Origin of the sequence: Actinoplanes sp. NBC_00393 (genome assembly GCF_036053395.1) — a bacterium.
GTDB lineage: Bacteria > Actinomycetota > Actinomycetes > Mycobacteriales > Micromonosporaceae > Actinoplanes.
In genome coordinates this window covers 7,203,521-7,221,124 of sequence record NZ_CP107942.1, presented here as the reverse complement: position 1 = coordinate 7,221,124, position 17,604 = coordinate 7,203,521, and the positions used below count along the sequence as shown (strand labels likewise).

Sequence of the window (17,604 nt, the reverse complement as noted above, 5' to 3'; positions counted from 1 at the left end):
CTGATCGAAACAGTCATGGCCGTCAACTCCGGCCGGCGCCGCCGTCGGAGAAGACCAGGCGGATGATGCGGTCGTCGTCGGGATTCGGCTCACCGGCCTCCTCCTGGTTGGAGGTGCTGACCCAGAACGAGCCGTCCGGCGCCGCGACCAGGGCCCGCAGCCGGCCGAACTCGTCCTTGAGCAGCTCCTGCGGGTTGCCGAGCACCGTGCCGTTGCCGGTCACGTTCAGCAGGTAGACGCGCTTGCCGAGCAGACACGCGGTGGCCACCAGGCTTTCCAGCGCGGCCACCCCGCCGCAGGACGAGTCCGGAGACGGCCAGGAGGCCAGTGGGTCCTTCAGCTTCGGGTCGCCACCACCGCCGTCGGCCTTCGGCCAGCCGTAGTTGCCGCCCTTGGTGATCACGTTCAGCTCACCGAACCGGGGCTGACCACTTTCGGTCGCGTACATCCGCTTGCTCTTGTCCCAGGACAGTCCCTGGACGTTGCGGTGGCCGGAGGACCAGACCGCCGAGCTCTTCACCGGGTTGCCGGCGGCCGGCTTGCCGGACGTGCTGATCCGCAGGATCTTGCCGCCGAGACTCTTCGGGTTCCCCGCCTGGTTGCCGCTCGGCGTGCCGTCGCCGGTGCCGACGTAGAGCTGGCCGTCCGGCCCGAAGGCGAGCGCGCCGCCGTTGTTGTCCACCGAGCGTGGGATGCCGGTGAGGATCGGCTGGAGCCTGCCGCCGATCACCAGCTTGCCGACCCGGTTGTCCCGATCGGTGGAGTAGTAGACGTACAGGGTCTTGTCGGTCGCGTATCTGGGGGAGACGGCGATGCCGAGCAGCCCGCCGTCGCCGGAGGACTGCACCTCGTCGAGTCGCTGCAGCTCGCTGACCTTGAGGCCGTCGGCGTCCGACTCCGGACCGACCTTCAGGATGCGGGCGGTGTCCCGCTCGGTGACCACGGCGGAACCGTCCGGCAGGAAGGCGATGCCCCAGGGCACCTCGAGCGCCTTGGCCAGGACGGTGACCGCGACCTCCCGCTCCTCGCCGTCGTCACCGGCGGTCGGCGCGACCGACGGACGGGGCAGGTTCGGCGGGGAACCGGCCTGATCCGGCCCGGGCGGCCCGAAGCTGCACCCGGCGGTCAGCACCAGCACGGCACCGACGCTCGCGACCGCGGCACGGCCCCGGCGGAATAGCACGACCAAACCACCCCTCTCAGGCTCTGCCGACCAGGGTAGCCGTGGAGCCTGAGAGAGCCGGGCCGGTCAGCGCCCGGCGCCGGCCGAACCTGCGATCGGATGCCCGCTCGCGGCCAGCACCAGCGGAAGGTTGTCCCGGTTGACGCCGGTCAGCCGGATGACGTTGCCGTTGTCCAGCAGGGCGGAGACCCGGCCGCGCTGATCCGGGGCGAGCTCGGTGATCCGGCTCCAGGGCACCCGGCTGCCGCCGAACAGGGCGCGCACGCGCAGCTCGTCGGCGTACACATCGGTGCCGGCCCGCCAGGCCCAGAGCAGCACGGCGAGCGGGATCAACAGGATCGGCGTCAGCACCCAGGCCGCACCGGCCAGCGGCACCGCGCTGACCAGCGCGATGAGCGCCGCGACCAGGACGGCGCCGGACTTGCGGACGCGGAGGACGGGACGAGTGCTCACGACCCCATTCTCCCACTCACGGCGGCCGGAACCGTCCGGGGACCCGGCGGGCGTGCAGGATTTGACCATCATCGCTGGATGGCAGACGATCGGATTACCGGAAAGGCCGTAACCCGATCCGGGGACATTCGTTGACCGGATGCAGTTCCCACCCCGACCCACGGGGGACCCGTTACCCCCGGGGGAGAACGCAGAGGACACATCGTGGCTGTGCCGACCCCTGCGCCGGCCCCGCCCCGGAGTACCGGCCGGGCGGTCCTGATCGCTGTCCCCATCGTCTCCGCGCTGGTTCTCCTCGCCGGCGCGGCCGGTCTGCTGCCCGGTCCGGCGGCGCTCGCCCTGGCGGTCGGCGCCGGCGGTCTCAGCGCGGCCGCCGTCCTGATCCGGACCGCACTCGACATCCACCACGCCGAGGGCACGTTCGCGGCCTGCCGGGGCGCCGGTTTCGTCGGGCTCGGCGCGCTCGCCACGGCGATCACCGCGGTGCTGCCCTGGGTGGCGCCGCCGGGGCTGGTCGGCTGGCTGACCGCGGGGCTGGCAGTGGTGGCGATCTGCTTCGTGGTGGGCACGTCATTGCTGCCCGGCGCGGCTCGCAACTGGCAGGTCCGGCTGCGGCGCACCTTCGACGGGGTCGGGCTGGGGGTGAGTCTCGGCTTCGCGGCGTACCTCGTACCGGGGGCGGCGGCCGGGCCGGCCGCGGTGCCGGCGATGCTGATCGCCGCCGGCGGGGTCGCGATCGTCACGGTGATCGTGCTGCGGGCGCACCCGCGCCCGAAGCCGGCGCTCTGGTGCGGTGCGGGGGAGACTCTGACGCTGCTCTCGCTCTGCGGGCTCACCGAGCTGGTCGCGTTCGGGGTGACCGGTCCGGCTCTGCCGCTGGCCGGTCTGCCGATGGTGGCCGGGCTGACCGCGTCGGCGTTCGGCGGCTCACCGCGGGACCTGCCGGTGCCCCCGCTGCAGCCGCGTCACCCCGATCAGTACCTGGCGAGCTACCCGTTGCTGGCGGTGCCGGCCGCGGTCGGCGTGGTGGCCGCGATCTGGCACCTGATCGCCGTCCGCGCCTTCAGCACCCAAGCGATCATTTTCGGTCTCGTGATGGTCAGCGTCCTGGCCATACGGGAGCTGCTCGTGGTCCGCGACATCCGCCGCTACGCCGGCCGGCTCCGGGTCGCCGAGGCCCACTTCCGCTCATTGGTGGCCGGTGCCACCGACCTCACCCTGGTGCTCGATGAGCACCTCACCATCCGTTGGCAGTCACCGGCGGCGGCCCGCCTCTTCGGGCTCCGCGACGACGCGGTGCTCGGGCGCGAGTTCCGCGAGCTGATCCACCCGGACGACGCCGACGACGCTCAGGCGGTGATCGAGTCGGTGCTCGCCGGCGAGCACGAGGGCGGGCCGCCGGTGCTGGTCAGCGCCCGGTTGCGGGACGGCGCCCGGATGTGGCGGGACACCGAGTCGACGATCTCCGACCAGCGGTCGGTGCCCGAGGTGGCGGCGCTCGTGGTGCACGTCCGGGACGTCGGGGAACGCGTACATCTGGAACGCACCCTGCACCGCCTCTCCCACCTGGACCAGCTGACCGGGCTGGCGAACCGGCCGGCGCTCATGCGCGACCTGCTGGAACGCCGGCGCCGGGCAGGGCAGCGCGGCACCCTGCTGGTGATCGACCTGCACGGGCTGGCCGAGATCAACGACTCCCGCGGCCGGGAGATCGGCGACGCCGTGCTGGTCGAGGTGGGCCGCCGGATCCGCGGCCTGCTCGGCGCCGAGGACGTGCCGGCCCGGCTGGGGGGTGACGAGTTCGCGGTGCTCACCGTGGAGTCGGCGGTGCCGGCGTACGCCCTGGCCACCCGCATTGTGACCACCCTGCGCGAGCCGTACCCGCTGCCCGGTGCCACGGTCGAGCTGCACACCAGTGTGGGCCTGGCCGAGCTGTCCGGCGGCGCCGACTCCGAGGAGGTGCTGCGGCACGCCGACCTGGCCCGGCAGCGCGCCCGGCAACTCGGCCTGGATCGCGTCGAGTGGTACGACCCGGACGTCGAGATCCAGTTGCACCGCCGGATGGAGCTGGAACGGCAGCTGCTCGGTGCGGCCGGCCGTGGCGAGCTGGACCTGGTCTTCCAGCCGGTGGCCGGCCTGCGCGACAACCGCCCGGCCGGGGTGGAGGCGCTGCTGCGCTGGCGTCACCCGGAGCTCGGCACCATCCTGCCGGAGGAGCTGCTGCCGATCGCCGCGTCCCTGGGTATCACCGCGCAGCTGGACGAGTGGGTTCTCGACGAGGCCTGCCGGCACCTGACGACCTGGTCGTTCCCGGACGACAACTTCTGGCTGTCGGTCAACGTGGGCCCCCGCGAGCTGCTTACCGCACGCTTCCCGGAGCACGTCGCCGAGACCCTGAAGCGGTACGGCCTGGCCCCGGAACGCCTGATCGTCGAGGTGGCCGAGACCTGGATCGCCGAGGACGTGCCGGCCATCGTGGCCGCCCTCAGCGGCCTGCGCAAACTCGGCGTCCGGGCCGCGCTGGACGACTTCGGATCGGGGCAGACCTCGCTGTCGCACCTGCGGCGGCTCCCGGTGGACATGCTCAAGCTGAGCGCGTCACTGCTGAGCAACCCGGCCGAGGCGGTGGTCGGCGGTGGTCCGGCGGTGCTCGACGTGGTGGTCAGTCTCGGTCGCCGGCTGGGTCTGGAGATCGTCGCCAAAGGACTGGAGACGGACGTGCAGATCGAGCGGGCCACCGCCGCGGGCTGCCGGTACGGCCAGGGGCACGCCCTGGGGTACCCGGCGCCGGCCGAGCGGATGGAGGCCTACCTGGAGAGTCACCGGTCCTAGCGCGGCGGGGCGGTGCTGCCCCGCGGGGTGAGGTGCACCCGGCCGGCTTCGACGTTGCCGACCTTCTTGCCGTCGATCGCGTTCAGCAGCTCCCGGGCCGCCTGCGCACCGTACGCCGAGATGTCCCGGCTCAGCGCGGTGAGCGGCGGGTGCACCAGGCTGCACAGTGGTGAGTCGTCCCAGGCCACGATGGACAGATCGCCCGGAACGGCGAGGCCCATCTCCTGTGCCACGGCCAAGCCGGCGACCGCCATCACGTCGTTGTCGTAGATGATCGCGGTCGGCCGGTCGCCGCCGATCAGCAGCCGGCGGGTGGCCCGGCTGCCCTCCTCGCCGGTGTAGTCGGCGGGTAGCGTGACCACGTTGTCCAGCCCGAGCGAGGCGCAGACCTCGTTGAACGCCTTGGTCCGGACCTGGGTGTGCAGCAGGTCGGGCACACCGCTGACCCGGGCGATCCGGTGGTGACCGAGGGCGACCAGGTAGCGGACCGCCTCGGTGATCGCACCGGCGTCGTCGGACCAGATCTGGGCGATCGTGCCGGTGTCGCCCGGGCCGCCGATCACCACGGCCGGGAGCTGGAGCTGCTGCAGCACCGGGATGCGGACGTCGCCCTCGCGGATGTCGGTGACGATCACGCCGTCGATCCGGCGCTCGCCCCACCAGCGGCGGTAGACCTCGATCTCCTGCTCGGGAGTGGCCACCACCTGCAGCGTCAGCGCGTACGAATGCGCGCCGAGCTCGGCTTCGAAACCACTGATCAGGCCCATGAACCAGGGCTCGATGCCGAGAATCCGGGCGGGCCGGCACAGGGTCAGGCCGACGGCCCGGGCACGGGCGCCGGAGAGCGCGCGGGCCGCGCTGTTGGCGTTGAAGCCGATCTCCTGAGCGATCGCCAGGATGCGTTTGCGGGTCGCCTCGGAGACGCCGGGCTGGCCGTTCAGCGCATACGACACGGCGCCCTTGGACACACCCGCTCGCCGTGCGATGTCGGCGATCGTGGGCCGTTTCACTCAGTCTCCTCCGTACCCCGATGCTGCCGAGCTTAACCGGCACTGAACGGCCGTTGGCGGGCTCCCTTGGCGCTCGGAAGGCGCTTGAGCGGTTAAGTGTTACGGCACACATCGATGGCTGTAAAGCATGGGAGCGCGCCCATGTCCGTTAAATGCCGCTTATCCACACCTGCGGTCGCGAAAAAATCACGACTGTAACCGGCTATTGACAGCCGCCGAAGCCCCACATAGCGTCGGCGCAACTTACCCGGTTCAGTGACTTACCTCTCCGCACTGGAGGAAACTATGGAGCGTTTCGGACGTCGTGCCCTGCGCGCGGCCGTCGCTGGTGTCGCAGCGACGCTGTTGATCACCGGCTGCAGTGGCCAGGCCCTGGAGGGCGACAGCAGTGACAGCGCCAGCGGCGAGCAGGTCACGCTGAAGTTCAACATCTTCGGCGACATGGGCCAGGAGCAGCTCAAGGCCAAGTACGAGAAGGCCAACCCGAACGTCAAGATCGTCTTCAACAAGACCGAGTACAACGCTCACCACGAGGACCTGCAGAAGAAGCTGGTCGCGGGCAGCGGCGCGGCCGACGTGGTCGCCGTCGACGAGGGCTTCATGGTCCAGATGCGGGCGCAGGCCGACAAGTTCGTCAACCTGCTCGACAAGGGATCCGGCAAGCTCGAGTCCAACTACCTGCCCTGGAAGTGGAAGGGCGGACAGTCGGCCGACGGCAAGCTGATCGGTCTCGGCACCGACGTCGGCGGCCTGGCCATGTGCTACCGCACCGACCTGTTCAAGGCGGCCGGCCTGCCGACCGAGCGTGACAAGGTCTCCGAGCTCTGGCCGACGTGGGACGCGTTCATCCAGACCGGCCAGAACTACGTGAAGTCCACCGGCAAGAAGTTCGTCGACTCGGGCACCAACATGTTCAACCCGGTGCTCGCCCAGCAGCCGGTCGGCTTCTACAACGAGCAGGAAGCGCTGCAGATGGAGGGTGGCCCCAAGGCCGCCTTCGAGATGAGCATGAAGGCGCTCGACGCCGGCATCTCCGCCAACCTGAACAGCTTCCAGCCGGGCTGGGACCAGGGCTTCACCGGTGACAAGTTCGCCGTGCTCGCCTGCCCCGCGTGGATGCTCGGCCACATCCAGCAGACCGCGCCCAAGCAGAAGGGCAAGTGGGACATCGCCGCTATCCCGGGCGGCGGCGGCAACTGGGGCGGTTCCTGGTTCACCGTTCCGGCCCAGGGCAAGAACATCGACGAGGCCGTGAAGTTCACCGAGTGGATGGTGCAGCCGGAGCAGCAGATCGAGGTCTTCAAGACGGTCGGCAACCTGCCCTCGCAGCCGGCGCTCTACAAGGACCCCGCCGTTCTGGACTTCAAGCACGAGTTCATGAGCAACGCGCCGACCGGCCAGATCTTCGCCAAGACCGCGGAGAGCCTGCAGCCGCAGTACCTCGGCAAGAAGAACGGCAAGACCCGTGAGGCTGTCGAGGCGGTCATCACCCGCGTTCAGCAGGGCAAGCTCAAGTCCGACGCGGCGTGGGCCGAGGCGGTCAAGGAAGCCGAGAAGGTCGCGAATTCCTGATCTGGATCGCACTGGCGGGGCGACGCGAGTCGCCCCGCCTTCGCTCAAGGAGTGCCCGTGTCACTGACCCAGATCCGGCCCGCGCCGCCCGCGCCGCAGCCGGCCGAGCGCGTCAGCAAGTCGAAGCTGTGGTGGCACCGCTTCGACACCAAGACTGTTCCGTACATTCTGATCGCGCCGTTCTTCGTGCTTTTCGCGATCTTCGGTCTGTTCCCGCTCATCTACAACGCCGTGGTGTCCTTCCGCTACTGGCGGCTCGACGACCCGACCAAGACCGGCTGGTCCGGCCTGGCGAACTACACCCAGCTCTTCACGGACGAAGACTTCTGGAACGCGCTGTTCAACACGTTCGGCATCTTCATCCTGTCGACCGTGCCGCAGCTGCTGCTGGCGCTGACCATCGCGAACCTCCTCAACCACCGGCTGCGCGGAACCACCTGGTGGCGGGTCGCGGTGCTGCTCCCGTACGTGACGCCGGTCGCGGCGTCCACCCTGCTCTTCTCGATGTTCTTCGCGCGTGACTACGGCATGGCCAACTGGTTCCTCTCGCTCGTCGGGTTCGGCCAGGAACAGCCGCTGGACTGGCGCGCCGAGAAATGGAGCTCGTGGATCGCGATCGCCACGATGGTGAACTGGAAGTGGATCGGCTACAACGCGCTGCTCTACCTCTCGGCCATGCAGGCGATTCCGCGCGACGTCTACGAGGCGGCGGCGGTGGACGGCGCCGGGCCCCAGCGCCAGCTGTGGCAGATCACCGTGCCGATGATCCAGCCGGTGGTGATCTTCACGGTGGTGCTCTCCACCATCGGTGGTCTCCAGCTCTTCAACGAGCCGATGCTCTTCGACGAGAACCCGGCCCTGGCCCGGGGTGGATCGGACCATCAGTGGCAGACCATGGCCCAGTTGATCTACGAGGTCGGCTGGCGTGACCTGAACCTGGGCTACGCGGCGGCGATGTCCTGGGCGCTGTTCCTCATCATCCTGGTCGTGGCCGCGATCAACGCCCTGCTGACCCGGCGCTTCGGAGGTGGCCGATGAGCACCGTGACGGGTCGTGCACCGCAGGACACGCGCGCCGGCTGGCGTACCTATCTCGGCCTGGCCACCGTGCTGGCACTGTCGATCTTCCCGCTGTACTGGATGTTCGTCATCGCCACCAGCCCGGACGGCGCGATGGTCAAGTACCCGCCGGTGTTCCTGCCGGGCGACCAGTTCCTGGTCAACCTGCGCGAGGTCTTCACCGCGGACAACGTGTACTTCGCCGCTTCGCTGATCAACAGCACCATCGTCTCGACCGTGGTGACGGCGACGACGCTGTTCTTCTGCTCGCTCGCCGGCTTCGCCTTCGCCAAGCTGCGCTTCCCCGGCCGCGACAAGCTGATGTTCGTGGTCATCCTGACCCTGACCGTGCCCAACCAGCTCGGTGTGGTCGCCCTCTACATCCTGATGGGCGAGATCGGCTGGAACGGGACGCTGCTGGCGGTCATCGCACCCAGCATGGTCACCGCGTTCGGCGTGTTCTACATGCGCCAGTTCATCGACCACGCGGTGCCCGGCGAGCTGATCGAAGCGGCGCGCATCGACGGCGCGTCGACGTTCCGGATCTACTGGAACATCGTGCTCCCGGCCATCCGCCCGGCGCTCGCGGTGCTCGGCCTGCTCACCTTCGTGGCGACCTGGAACGAGTTCCAGTGGCCGCTGATCACGCTCGGCGGCACGGAGTTCCCCACCTCGATGGTGGCGCTCTCCGACCTCGCCAGCGGCAGCTTCGTGGTCTTCCGCAGGGTTCTGGCCGGCGCTTTCGTGGCCACTCTGCCGCTGCTCGTGCTGCTGATCATCGGCGGTCGGCAGATCGTGCGCGGCATCATGGAAGGCGCGGTCAAATAACAAAAGCTGGTTAACAGGGCTGTTTCCGGCGTCCCGGAACAGCCCTGTTGACCAGCTGTATTCATTACGCCACGAAGTAGGGGGTCGCGGTGGGGTCGAGGGCGAGCTCGAGGTAGCGCTTCTGGCGGGGACCGAGATCCGGTACGGCATCGGGTGCGAACCAGGCCACGTCGATCGACTCGTCGTCGTTGACCCGGGCCTCGCCGCCGACGGCCCGGCAGGCCAGGCAGACCTCGAGCCAGTAGACCTGGTCGCCGTTCTGCATCGTGCGCAGCTCAGAGGCTTCCACGGCGAGGATCCGGTCGACCACGATCTCGACGGCGGTCTCCTCGTAGACCTCCCGGATCGCCCCGGCCGCCGGCTGTTCGCCCGGATCGAGGACGCCGCCGAGCAGCGACCAGCGGTGATCGTCGCTGCGCTGGTTGAGCAGGACCCGGCCCGCGTCGTCGAGAACGATGGCGGTCACGCTGGGCAGCGGTAGTGGTGCGTGTCCGATGTGCTGCCGCAGCTCGACAATGAATTCCGGAGTAGCCACAAAGCGACCTTAACCGCCGCACTCCGGGCGGGCGCGGTGGAGGGCCCGCGGGAGGCGAGGGCTAGGCCGGCTGCTCGAGGGAGTGGGCGGCGCTGGCCGGCGTGAGCAAGCTGAGAGGCTGGGCCGCGCGAGGCGCGCCGCGCGAGGGAGCGGAGAGGCCGGGCCGTGCTAGGTCGTGTCTTCAAAGGATCATGACCATGGGTGATGTACGGCGTGATCCGCCGCTATGAGCTGACCGACGCCGAAGGGGAATCGTTGTCACCACACTTGCCCTCGGTGATCACCGGCGGTCGCCCCCCGGTGAGGACGACCGCCGCGTGCTCAACGGCATCGTGTGGAAGATCCGCTCCGGCGCCCCTGGCGTGACGTGCCCGCCCGGTACGGCTCCTGGAAGTCGATCTACACACGTTCCCGCAGGTGGGCTCTCGGCGGCACGTTCACCACGAATGCTCGCCGCCTCTCGGGCCGCGGCCGACGCGAACGCCGACATTGACTGGCTGGTCTCGGCCGACTCCACGATCGTGCGGGCCCACCAGCACGCCGCCGGCGCTAAAGGGGGCACCCGGAAACGGATAAACCGGATCACGCCCTCGGACGATCCCGTGGCGGACTGACCAAGATCCACCTCGCGTGCGACGGCGCCGGCCGCGTCCTGGCCTTCGTACTCACCGGCGGCAACGTTAACGACTGCACCCGCTTCGAGCAGGTCATGGACGCCATCCGCGTCGCCCGGCCCGGGCCCGGCCGACCCCGCACCGAACCCGAGCACGTCATCGCCGACAAGGGATACAGCACCCGCGCCATCCGCCGCTATCTACGCCGCCGCGGCATCACCCACACCATTCCCGAGCGCAGCGACCAGCAGAAACGCCGCCGCAACTGAGGACCCCGCGGCGGCCGACCACCCACCTTCAACAAGCAGATCTACCGGCACCGCAACGTCGTGGAACGCTGCTTCAGCCGGCTCAAACAGTGCCGATCTCTGGCCACCCGCTACGACAAGAGCAGCCACTCATTCCAAGCCACCGTTACCATCGCCGCACTGCTGCAGTGGCTATGACCCCTTTGGCGACACGGCCTAGGCGCGCCGCGTGGGAGAGCGGAGAGGCTGGGCCGCGCGAGGCGAAGGGGCGGCGGCGTGGGGCGGGCCGCGTGACAAAGCGGAGAGGCGGCGGGCGCTGGGTGGGCCGCTTCCGGAGATCTGGGAAATTGGGGCGGGTTGGCGAGCCGAGTCGTGGCGGGTGGCAGTGGGCTACGCCGTGGGAGGTGTGGGCCGTGCCGGCGCCAGCCGCCGTAGGCGGGGCCGGGCGAGGATTCCGCGCCCGGCCCCGTAGGCGTACGAAATCTATTCGGGAACTCGGCGGTAGGCGCCGTCGCTGGCGCTGGTGGCCATCGAGGCGTAAGCGCGCAGCGCCGCCGAGACCGGGCGCTGGCGCGCGACCGGCGTGTACGGCTTGGCCCGCCGCTCCTCCTCGTGCCGGCGCTGGGCCAGCACGTCGTCGTGGACGTTGAGGGTGATGCTGCGGCCCGGGATGTCGATCGTGATCTCGTCGCCGGTCTCGACCAGGGCGATCAGGCCGCCGCCCGCCGCCTCCGGGGAGACGTGGCCGATCGAGAGGCCGGACGTGCCGCCGGAGAAGCGGCCGTCGGTGATCAGCGCGCAGGCCTTGCCCAGACCGCGGCCCTTCAGGAAGGACGTCGGGTAGAGCATCTCCTGCATGCCCGGGCCACCGCGCGGGCCCTCGTAGCGGATGACCACGACGTCGCCCTCGACGACCTCCTTACCGAGGATGCCGGCGACTGCGTCGTCCTGGGACTCGTAGACCCGGGCCGGGCCGGTGAACTTCCAGATCGACTCGTCGACGCCGGCGGTCTTCACGACACAGCCGTCGGGGGCGAGGTTGCCGAAGAGGATGGCCAGGCCGCCGTCGACCGTGTACGCGTGCTCGACCGACCGGATGCAGCCTTCGACAGCGTCGGTGTCGAGCGTGGCCCAGCGGTTCTGCGTCGAGAACGGCTCGGTGGTACGCACGCCGCCGGGCGCGGCGTGGAACAGCTCCAACGCCTCGGGCGAGGGGTCGGAGCCGCGGATGTCCCATTTGTCGAGCCAGGCGGACAGCGACGTCGAGTGCACGGACCGCACGTCGGTCTGCAACGCCCCACCGCGGTGCAGCTCGCCGAGCAGCGCGGGGATGCCGCCGGCCCGGTGCACGTCCTCCATGTGGTACTTCGGGCTGTTCGGCGCCACCTTCGACAGGCAGGGCACCCGGCGGGAGATGGCGTCGATGTCCGACACGCTGAAGTCGATTTCGGCCTCGCGGGCCGCCGCCAGCAGGTGCAGGACGGTGTTGGTCGAGCCGCCCATCGCCACGTCCAGCGCCACCGCGTTCTCGAAGGCGCTGCGGCTGGCGATCGAGCGCGGCAGGACCGACTCGTCGTTCTTCTCGTAGTAGTCCTTGGCGATCTCCACGATCAGCCGGCCGGCCTCGGTGAACAGCGCCTTGCGGGAGGCGTGCGTGGCCAGGGTCGAGCCGTTGCCGGGCAGCGACAGGCCGATCGCCTCGGTCAGGCAGTTCATCGAGTTGGCGGTGAACATGCCGGAGCACGAGCCGCAGGTCGGGCAGGCCGAGCGCTCGATGGTGTCGAGCTGGGCGTCGGTGACGTTGTCGTTGGCCGCGGCGCTCATCGCGTCGACCAGGTCGAGCTTCTCGTGCACGATGCCCTCGATGGCGACCGTCTTGCCGGCCTCCATCGGGCCGCCGGAGACGAAGACCGTCGGGATGTTGAGCCGCAGCGCGGCGATCAGCATGCCGGGGGTGATCTTGTCGCAGTTCGAGATGCAGACCAGGGCGTCGGCGCAGTGCGCATTCACCATGTACTCCACCGCGTCGGCGATCAGCTCGCGACTGGGCAGGGAGTAGAGCATGCCGCCGTGGCCCATGGCGATGCCGTCGTCGACCGCGATGGTGTTGAACTCACGCCCGACGCCGCCGGCCGCGGCGATCGACTCGGCGACCAGACCGCCGAGGTCCTTGAGATGGACATGCCCCGGTACGAACTGGGTGTAACTGTTGGCGATCGCGACGATCGGCTTGCCGAAATCGTCGTCGGTCATGCCGGTGGCGCGCCACAGGGCGCGCGCGCCGGCCATCGTGCGACCGTGGGTCGAGGTCCGGGAGCGCAGCTCAGGCATCCCCCCATACTGCCACCGGCCGGCCGGCGAATCGCCTAGGACGTCCACAGCTCGGGACGCCGGGGTCTGTTGAAATCGACGGAGATCCGGCACAGTGTGTCCGTGCATTCACCGTCCGGATTGGAGCTGGCGGCACTCGCGTGCCTGCTGGCTGCCGTCCCCGCGGTGGCCTATCTCGGGCAGTCCGGTCGCCGGCACACCGGCGCGGCCCGGCGGGCACATCTCCTGCTCGCGGCCGGTGGCGCGCTGGCCACGGCCGCCGCGCTGGCCGGGCTGGCCAGCGCCCTGCTGGTGCACCACCATGATCCCGGCCACACGCGGACGCTGGCCACCGCGGTCGCGATCGCCATGAGCTGCGGCACACTCACCCTGTTGGCCGGCACGGTGGCGCTGCCCGGCGCGACCCGCGGCCCGGCCGCCGCGGTCCGTCACGTGCTGGACGGCCTGGTGATCGCGGCGGCGATCTGGTTCGTCGGCTGGGTGCTGATCTCCCGGCCCACGCGGATCCTCGGCGACCTCACGCCGTACCCGTGTCTCGCCGTGCTGCTGCCCGCGGTCTTCGCGGTGCTGGCCCTCGGGCTGACCGCGGTGATGGGGTTGCATGCGCACCGGCCACGTCGGCACACCGTCCGGGTGGCGGCCGGGGTGAGCCTGGTCGCGATCGCGGCGACCGCGCTCGCCGGCGGCATCTGCCGGGAACGCGACGGGTTCGCCCTGTTCAGCGTGCTGCTGCTCACCGCCGGGCTGGTGCACATCGCGTTCGCGGTGCGGGCCGCCGACCGCCCGGTCGAGCTGAACGGTGACGTCCTGGAGCGCGGCGGGGCGTACGCGGTGGTCGTGATGATCGCCATGCTCGGCGCGCTCGGCTACCACCTGATCCGCGGCGGCACGATGGACGTGCTCGGCTATTTCGGCGCCGCGGTCGTCGGCCTGGCCCTGGTGGCCCGGCAGTACCTGGCGCTCGGCGACGTCCGGCGCTACACGGTGCAGCTGCGCCTGCGGGAGGCCCATTTCCGCGAGCTGGCGCACACCGATCCGCTGACCGGCCTGGCCAACCGCCGGGGCCTGCAGCGGGCCCTGCGCGAGTCGCCGGAGAACGCCGCCCTGCTCGGCATCGACATGGACGGCTTCAAGATCGTCAACGACATGCGCGGGCACGACATCGGCGACGCCGTGCTGGTCGAGGTCGGCTCCCGGCTCAAGCACAACCTGCTGGAGGGCGACGTCGCGGCCCGGCTGGGCGGCGACGAGTTCGCGGTGCTGATGCACGGCGACGCCGAGGAGGCGGTGCTGGCCGCACACCGTCTGCTGGCCGTGCTCGGCGAGCCGTACGAGGTCGACGGCGGCCCGATCTTCCTCTCCGCCAGCGTCGGGGTGGCCGACACCGGTGAGCTGCTGCACGACGCCGACCTGGCGCTGCGCTACGCCAAGCAGCGCGGCAAGAACCGGGTGGAGCGCTACCAGGCCGGCTACGACGAGCTGCTGCGCCGCCGCGGAACGTTGCAGGGCGAGCTGCGCCACGCGATCGATCGCGAGCAGCTGCGGCTGGTGTTCCAGCCGGTGGTGGCGCTGCCGTCGATGCGCCCGGTGGGCGCCGAGGCGCTGCTGCGGTGGACCCATCCGGACCTGGGACCGGTACGCCCGGACGAGTTCATCCCGGTCGCCGAGGAGTCCGGGCTGATCAACCGGATCGGCGCCTGGGTCCTCGAGCAGGCCTGCAAGCAGCTCGCCGACTGGCTGGGCAAGGGGCACGACGTCTGGGTCTCGGTGAACCTGTCGCCCAAGGAGCTGCACGCCGCCGACTACGCCGGCCAGGTCGCCGACGTGCTGGCCGAGTACGGCGTGCCGCCGCAGCGGCTGGTGCTGGAGGTGACCGAGCACGCCGTCGCCACCGACATGGAGGAGCTGGTCGGCCGGCTCGCCGAGCTGCGCGAGACCGGCGTACGGATCGCGCTCGACGACTTCGGCGCGGGCTATTCGTCGCTGACCCAGCTGCGGACCCTGCCGGTGGACATCCTGAAGATCGACCATGCGCTGGTGGCCGAGCCCGAGTCGCGGACCGGGACGGCCGCCCCGCTGGTCGACGTGGTGGTCCGGCTCGGGCACCGGCTCGGCCTGGAGGTGCTCGCCGAGGGCATCGGCACGCCGGCCCAGCGCGAGGTGGTCGAGGAGGCGGGCTGCCGGCTCGGGCAGGGTTCGCTCTTCGGCTGGGGTGTGCCGGCCGAGCACTTCGAGACGCGACTGCGCACCCTGCGCCCGGCGGGACCGCGACCGCAGCCGCCGGCGCCGCGCAACGCCCCGGCGATCGATGCCCCGGCGCGCAGCCAGGTGGTCCGCCTCGGCCCGGGAATGCGGCAGGTCAGAGCGCTGCTGCCGAGCGACCCTGATTTCGCTGATCAAAATGTGGGATCAGTTGACTCAGGCCGTGAGATGGGGCAAGGTTAGCCGCATGTGCTTCCAGTCCCGAGTACTTATCTGAGCGCACTCTCCGCTTGAGGAGGGTGCGCTAGGTCCCGTGCTTCTGCACGAGGGCCTTTTTTGTTGCTCAAATTGACTGGACCGACCAACCCGAAAAGGTCTGAACTGCCATGACGAGACCCACTCCCGAATCTCTCGCCCAACGAGTCACTCCGGCCACCGTCGCGGCGGCCGTGAACACCGCCCCCGCAGTCGTGGCCCCGGTAGCCACCACCGGTGCCGGCGCGCTCGTCCGGTCGCTCGAGGCGCTCGGGGTCGAGGTCGCGTTCGGCATTCCGGGCGGCGCCATCCTCCCGGCGTACGACCCGCTCTTCGACTCGAAGGTGCGGCACATCCTGGTCCGGCACGAGCAGGGCGCCGGGCACGCCGCCACCGGCTATGCGCAGGCCACCGGCAAGGTCGGCGTCTGCATCGCGACCAGCGGTCCGGGCGCGACCAACCTGGTCACGCCGATCGCGGACGCGTACATGGATTCGGTTCCGATCGTCGCGATCACCGGGCAGGTCGGCCGGCCGTACATCGGGACGGACGCCTTCCAGGAGGCGGACATCCAGGGCATCACCCTGCCGATCACCAAGCACAACTTCCTGGTCCAGAGCCCGGAGGAGCTGCCGCGGGTGCTGGCCGAGGCGTTCCACCTGGCGGCCACCGGCCGGCCCGGCCCGGTCCTGGTCGACATCCCGAAGGACGTGCTCCAGGCGCAGACCACCTTCGCCTGGCCGCCCACGCTGGACCTTCCGGGCTATCGCCCGACTCTGCATCCCCATGGCAAGCAGATCCGTGAGGCCGCGCGGTTGATCGCCCAGGCCAAGCGCCCGGTTCTGTACGTCGGAGGCGGCGTCCTGAAAGCCGGTGCCACCGACGGGCTGCGCAAGCTCGCCGAGCTGACCGGCATTCCGGTGATCACCACGCTGATGGGCATCGGCGCGTTCCCCGACTCGCACCCGCAGCACCTGGGCATGCCCGGCATGCACGGCACGGTTCCCGCGGTCTACGCGATGCAGAAGTCCGACCTGCTGGTCACGCTCGGCGCCCGCTTCGACGACCGGGTCACCGGCAAGCTGGACTCGTTCGCCCCGGACGCCAAGGTCGTGCACGCCGACATCGACCCGGCCGAGATCGGCAAGAACCGGCACGCGGACGTCCCGATCGTCGGCGACGCCCGGCACGTGATCGACGAGCTGATCGCCGCGGTCTCCGCGACCGCCGAGGGCGCCGGCCAGTACGAGGCCTGGTGGAAGACGCTCAACGAACTTCGCGAGCGCTACCCGCTGGGCTACGAGGAGCCGACCGACGGCACCCTGGCCCCGCAGTACGTGATCGAGCGGATCGGCGAGCTGGTCGGGCCGGACGCGATCTACTGCGCCGGTGTCGGGCAGCACCAGATGTGGGCGTCGCAGTTCATCAAGTACGAGAAGCCGGGCACCTGGCTCAACTCGGGCGGCGCCGGCACCATGGGCTACGCCGTCCCGGCCGCGATGGGCGCCAAGGTCGCGCAGCCGGACACCCAGGTCTGGGCGATCGACGGCGACGGCTGCTTCCAGATGACCAACCAGGAGCTGGCCACCTGCGCGCTGGAGGGCATCCCGATCAAGGTCGCCGTGATCAACAACGGCAACCTGGGCATGGTCCGGCAGTGGCAGACACTGTTCTACGACGGCCGGTACTCGAACACCGAGCTGGGCACCCACAAGCACCGTATCCCGGACTTCGTGAAACTGGCCGAGGCGCTCGGCTGCATCGGCCTGCGCTGCGAGTCGAAGGACGACGTCGACAAGGTCATCAAGCAGGCCATGGAGATCAACGACGCTCCGGTGGTCATCGACTTCACGGTCGGCAAGGACGCCATGGTCTGGCCGATGGTCGCGGCCGGCACCAGCAACGACGAGATCATGTTCGCCCGGGACGTGCGTCCCACGTTCGATGAGGACGACCTCTGATGACGAACAAGCACACGCTGAGCGTGCTGGTCGAGAACAAGCCGGGTGTGCTGGCCCGCGTGAGTGGCCTGTTCTCCCGGCGCAGCTTCAACATCGACTCCCTGGCGGTGGGCGAGACGGAGAACCCGGAAGTCTCCCGCATCACGATCGTGGTCAACGCGGACACGTCTCCGCTGGAGCAGGTCACCAAGCAGCTCAACAAGCTGGTGAACGTCCTGAAGATCGTGGAGCTGGACCCGGCTCAGTCGGTCCAGCGTGAGCTCCTGCTGGTCAAGGTGCGTGCCGACCGGGCACAGCGCAGCCAGGTGCTCGAGACCGTCGAGCTGTTCCGGGCCCGGGTGATCGACGTCGCTCCGGACACCCTGACGATCGAGGCCACCGGTAACCCCGACAAACTGGATGCGTTGCTGCGCGACCTCGAGCCGTACGGCATCAAGGAGATGGTGCAGTCGGGTCTCGTGGCGATCGGCCGCGGCTCCCGTTCCATCACCACCGGCCCGGCCCTTCGCGCCGCCTAGTTGT

12 protein-coding genes and 1 pseudogene are annotated in these 17,604 nt (G+C 70.0%); 8 read left to right on the top strand and 5 right to left on the bottom strand.

Annotated features, from left to right (window positions below; translation table 11 throughout):
* Positions 1-22: 22 nt before the first annotated feature.
* Together OHA21_RS33340 and OHA21_RS33335 are read right to left on the bottom strand one after the other, a co-directional pair.
* The gene (locus OHA21_RS33340) at positions 23-1,183 is read right to left on the bottom strand and encodes a PQQ-dependent sugar dehydrogenase (RefSeq protein WP_328461718.1); all 1,161 of its coding nucleotides are present in this window, start codon (positions 1,181-1,183) and stop codon (positions 23-25) included.
* Between the two features lie 66 nt (positions 1,184-1,249).
* The gene (locus OHA21_RS33335) at positions 1,250-1,636 is read right to left on the bottom strand and encodes a PH domain-containing protein (RefSeq protein ID WP_328461716.1); all 387 of its coding nucleotides are present in this window, start codon (positions 1,634-1,636) and stop codon (positions 1,250-1,252) included.
* A 204-nt stretch (positions 1,637-1,840) separates the two neighbouring features.
* Between OHA21_RS33335 and OHA21_RS33330 the strand changes: the two genes are divergently transcribed.
* On the top strand, positions 1,841-4,468 hold the full coding sequence (locus OHA21_RS33330; RefSeq protein ID WP_328461714.1) for a putative bifunctional diguanylate cyclase/phosphodiesterase: 2,628 nt from the start codon (positions 1,841-1,843) through the stop codon (positions 4,466-4,468).
* On the opposite strand, the gene OHA21_RS33325 is transcribed toward OHA21_RS33330, so the two are convergent.
* Positions 4,465-5,478, bottom strand: coding sequence for a LacI family DNA-binding transcriptional regulator (locus tag OHA21_RS33325; protein WP_328461712.1), 1,014 nt, complete (start codon positions 5,476-5,478; stop codon positions 4,465-4,467). The genes OHA21_RS33330 and OHA21_RS33325 overlap by 4 nt on opposite strands.
* A gap of 285 nt (positions 5,479-5,763) precedes the next feature.
* On the opposite strand from OHA21_RS33325, the gene OHA21_RS33320 reads away from it, so the two are divergent.
* The 3 genes from OHA21_RS33320 to OHA21_RS33310 are packed head-to-tail and all read left to right on the top strand — an operon-like array spanning position 5,764 to position 8,936.
* Complete coding sequence (locus OHA21_RS33320; RefSeq protein WP_328461710.1) at positions 5,764-7,050, top strand: ABC transporter substrate-binding protein; 1,287 nt, start codon at positions 5,764-5,766, stop codon at positions 7,048-7,050.
* A gap of 57 nt (positions 7,051-7,107) precedes the next feature.
* Positions 7,108-8,088 carry a carbohydrate ABC transporter permease gene (locus tag OHA21_RS33315; protein ID WP_328461708.1) on the top strand — a complete coding sequence of 327 codons (981 nt, stop codon included), beginning with the start codon at positions 7,108-7,110 and terminating at the stop codon, positions 8,086-8,088.
* Positions 8,085-8,936 (top strand): carbohydrate ABC transporter permease, encoded by an 852-nt coding sequence (locus OHA21_RS33310; RefSeq protein ID WP_328461706.1) that lies wholly within the window; start codon positions 8,085-8,087, stop codon positions 8,934-8,936. The genes OHA21_RS33315 and OHA21_RS33310 overlap by 4 nt, the downstream gene beginning before the upstream one ends.
* 64 nt (positions 8,937-9,000) lie before the next feature.
* Here OHA21_RS33310 and OHA21_RS33305 read toward each other — a convergent pair whose 3' ends face one another.
* Positions 9,001-9,471, bottom strand: coding sequence for an NUDIX hydrolase (locus OHA21_RS33305; RefSeq protein ID WP_328461704.1), 471 nt, complete (start codon positions 9,469-9,471; stop codon positions 9,001-9,003).
* 216 nt (positions 9,472-9,687) lie between these two features.
* Between OHA21_RS33305 and OHA21_RS33300 the strand changes: the two are divergent.
* A pseudogene (locus tag OHA21_RS33300) lies at positions 9,688-10,531 on the top strand (IS5 family transposase).
* 285 nt (positions 10,532-10,816) lie between these two features.
* Here OHA21_RS33300 and ilvD read toward each other — a convergent pair.
* Positions 10,817-12,664 carry a dihydroxy-acid dehydratase gene (ilvD, locus tag OHA21_RS33295; protein ID WP_328461702.1) on the bottom strand — a complete coding sequence of 616 codons (1,848 nt, stop codon included), beginning with the start codon at positions 12,662-12,664 and terminating at the stop codon, positions 10,817-10,819.
* Positions 12,665-12,766: 102 nt separating this feature from the next.
* On the opposite strand from ilvD, the gene OHA21_RS33290 reads away from it, so the two are divergent.
* The 3 genes from OHA21_RS33290 (at position 12,767) to ilvN (ending at position 17,600) form a co-directional block, all read left to right on the top strand.
* On the top strand, positions 12,767-15,109 hold the full coding sequence (locus OHA21_RS33290) for a putative bifunctional diguanylate cyclase/phosphodiesterase (protein WP_328461700.1): 2,343 nt from the start codon (positions 12,767-12,769) through the stop codon (positions 15,107-15,109).
* A 143-nt stretch (positions 15,110-15,252) separates the two neighbouring features.
* Positions 15,253-17,082: an acetolactate synthase large subunit gene (locus OHA21_RS33285; protein WP_328461698.1), complete on the top strand. Its 1,830-nt coding sequence runs from the start codon at positions 15,253-15,255 to the stop codon at positions 17,080-17,082.
* Positions 17,082-17,600 (top strand): acetolactate synthase small subunit, encoded by a 519-nt coding sequence (gene ilvN, locus OHA21_RS33280; protein ID WP_196413761.1) that lies wholly within the window; start codon positions 17,082-17,084, stop codon positions 17,598-17,600. The genes OHA21_RS33285 and ilvN overlap by 1 nt, the downstream gene beginning before the upstream one ends.
* Positions 17,601-17,604: the final 4 nt, after the last annotated feature.

Bases quoted from the DNA above. Each gene is read 5' to 3' on its own strand.
- OHA21_RS33320 (WP_328461710.1), top strand. From the start codon at position 5,764: ATGGAGCGTTTCGGACGTCGTGCCCTGCGCGCGGCCGTCGCTGGTGTC.
- OHA21_RS33310 (WP_328461706.1), top strand. From the start codon at position 8,085: ATGAGCACCGTGACGGGTCGTGCACCGCAGGACACGCGCGCCGGCTGG.
- OHA21_RS33285 (WP_328461698.1), top strand. From the start codon at position 15,253: ATGACGAGACCCACTCCCGAATCTCTCGCCCAACGAGTCACTCCGGCC.
- ilvN (WP_196413761.1), top strand. From the start codon at position 17,082: ATGACGAACAAGCACACGCTGAGCGTGCTGGTCGAGAACAAGCCGGGT.
- ilvD (WP_328461702.1), bottom strand. From the start codon at position 12,664: ATGCCTGAGCTGCGCTCCCGGACCTCGACCCACGGTCGCACGATGGCC.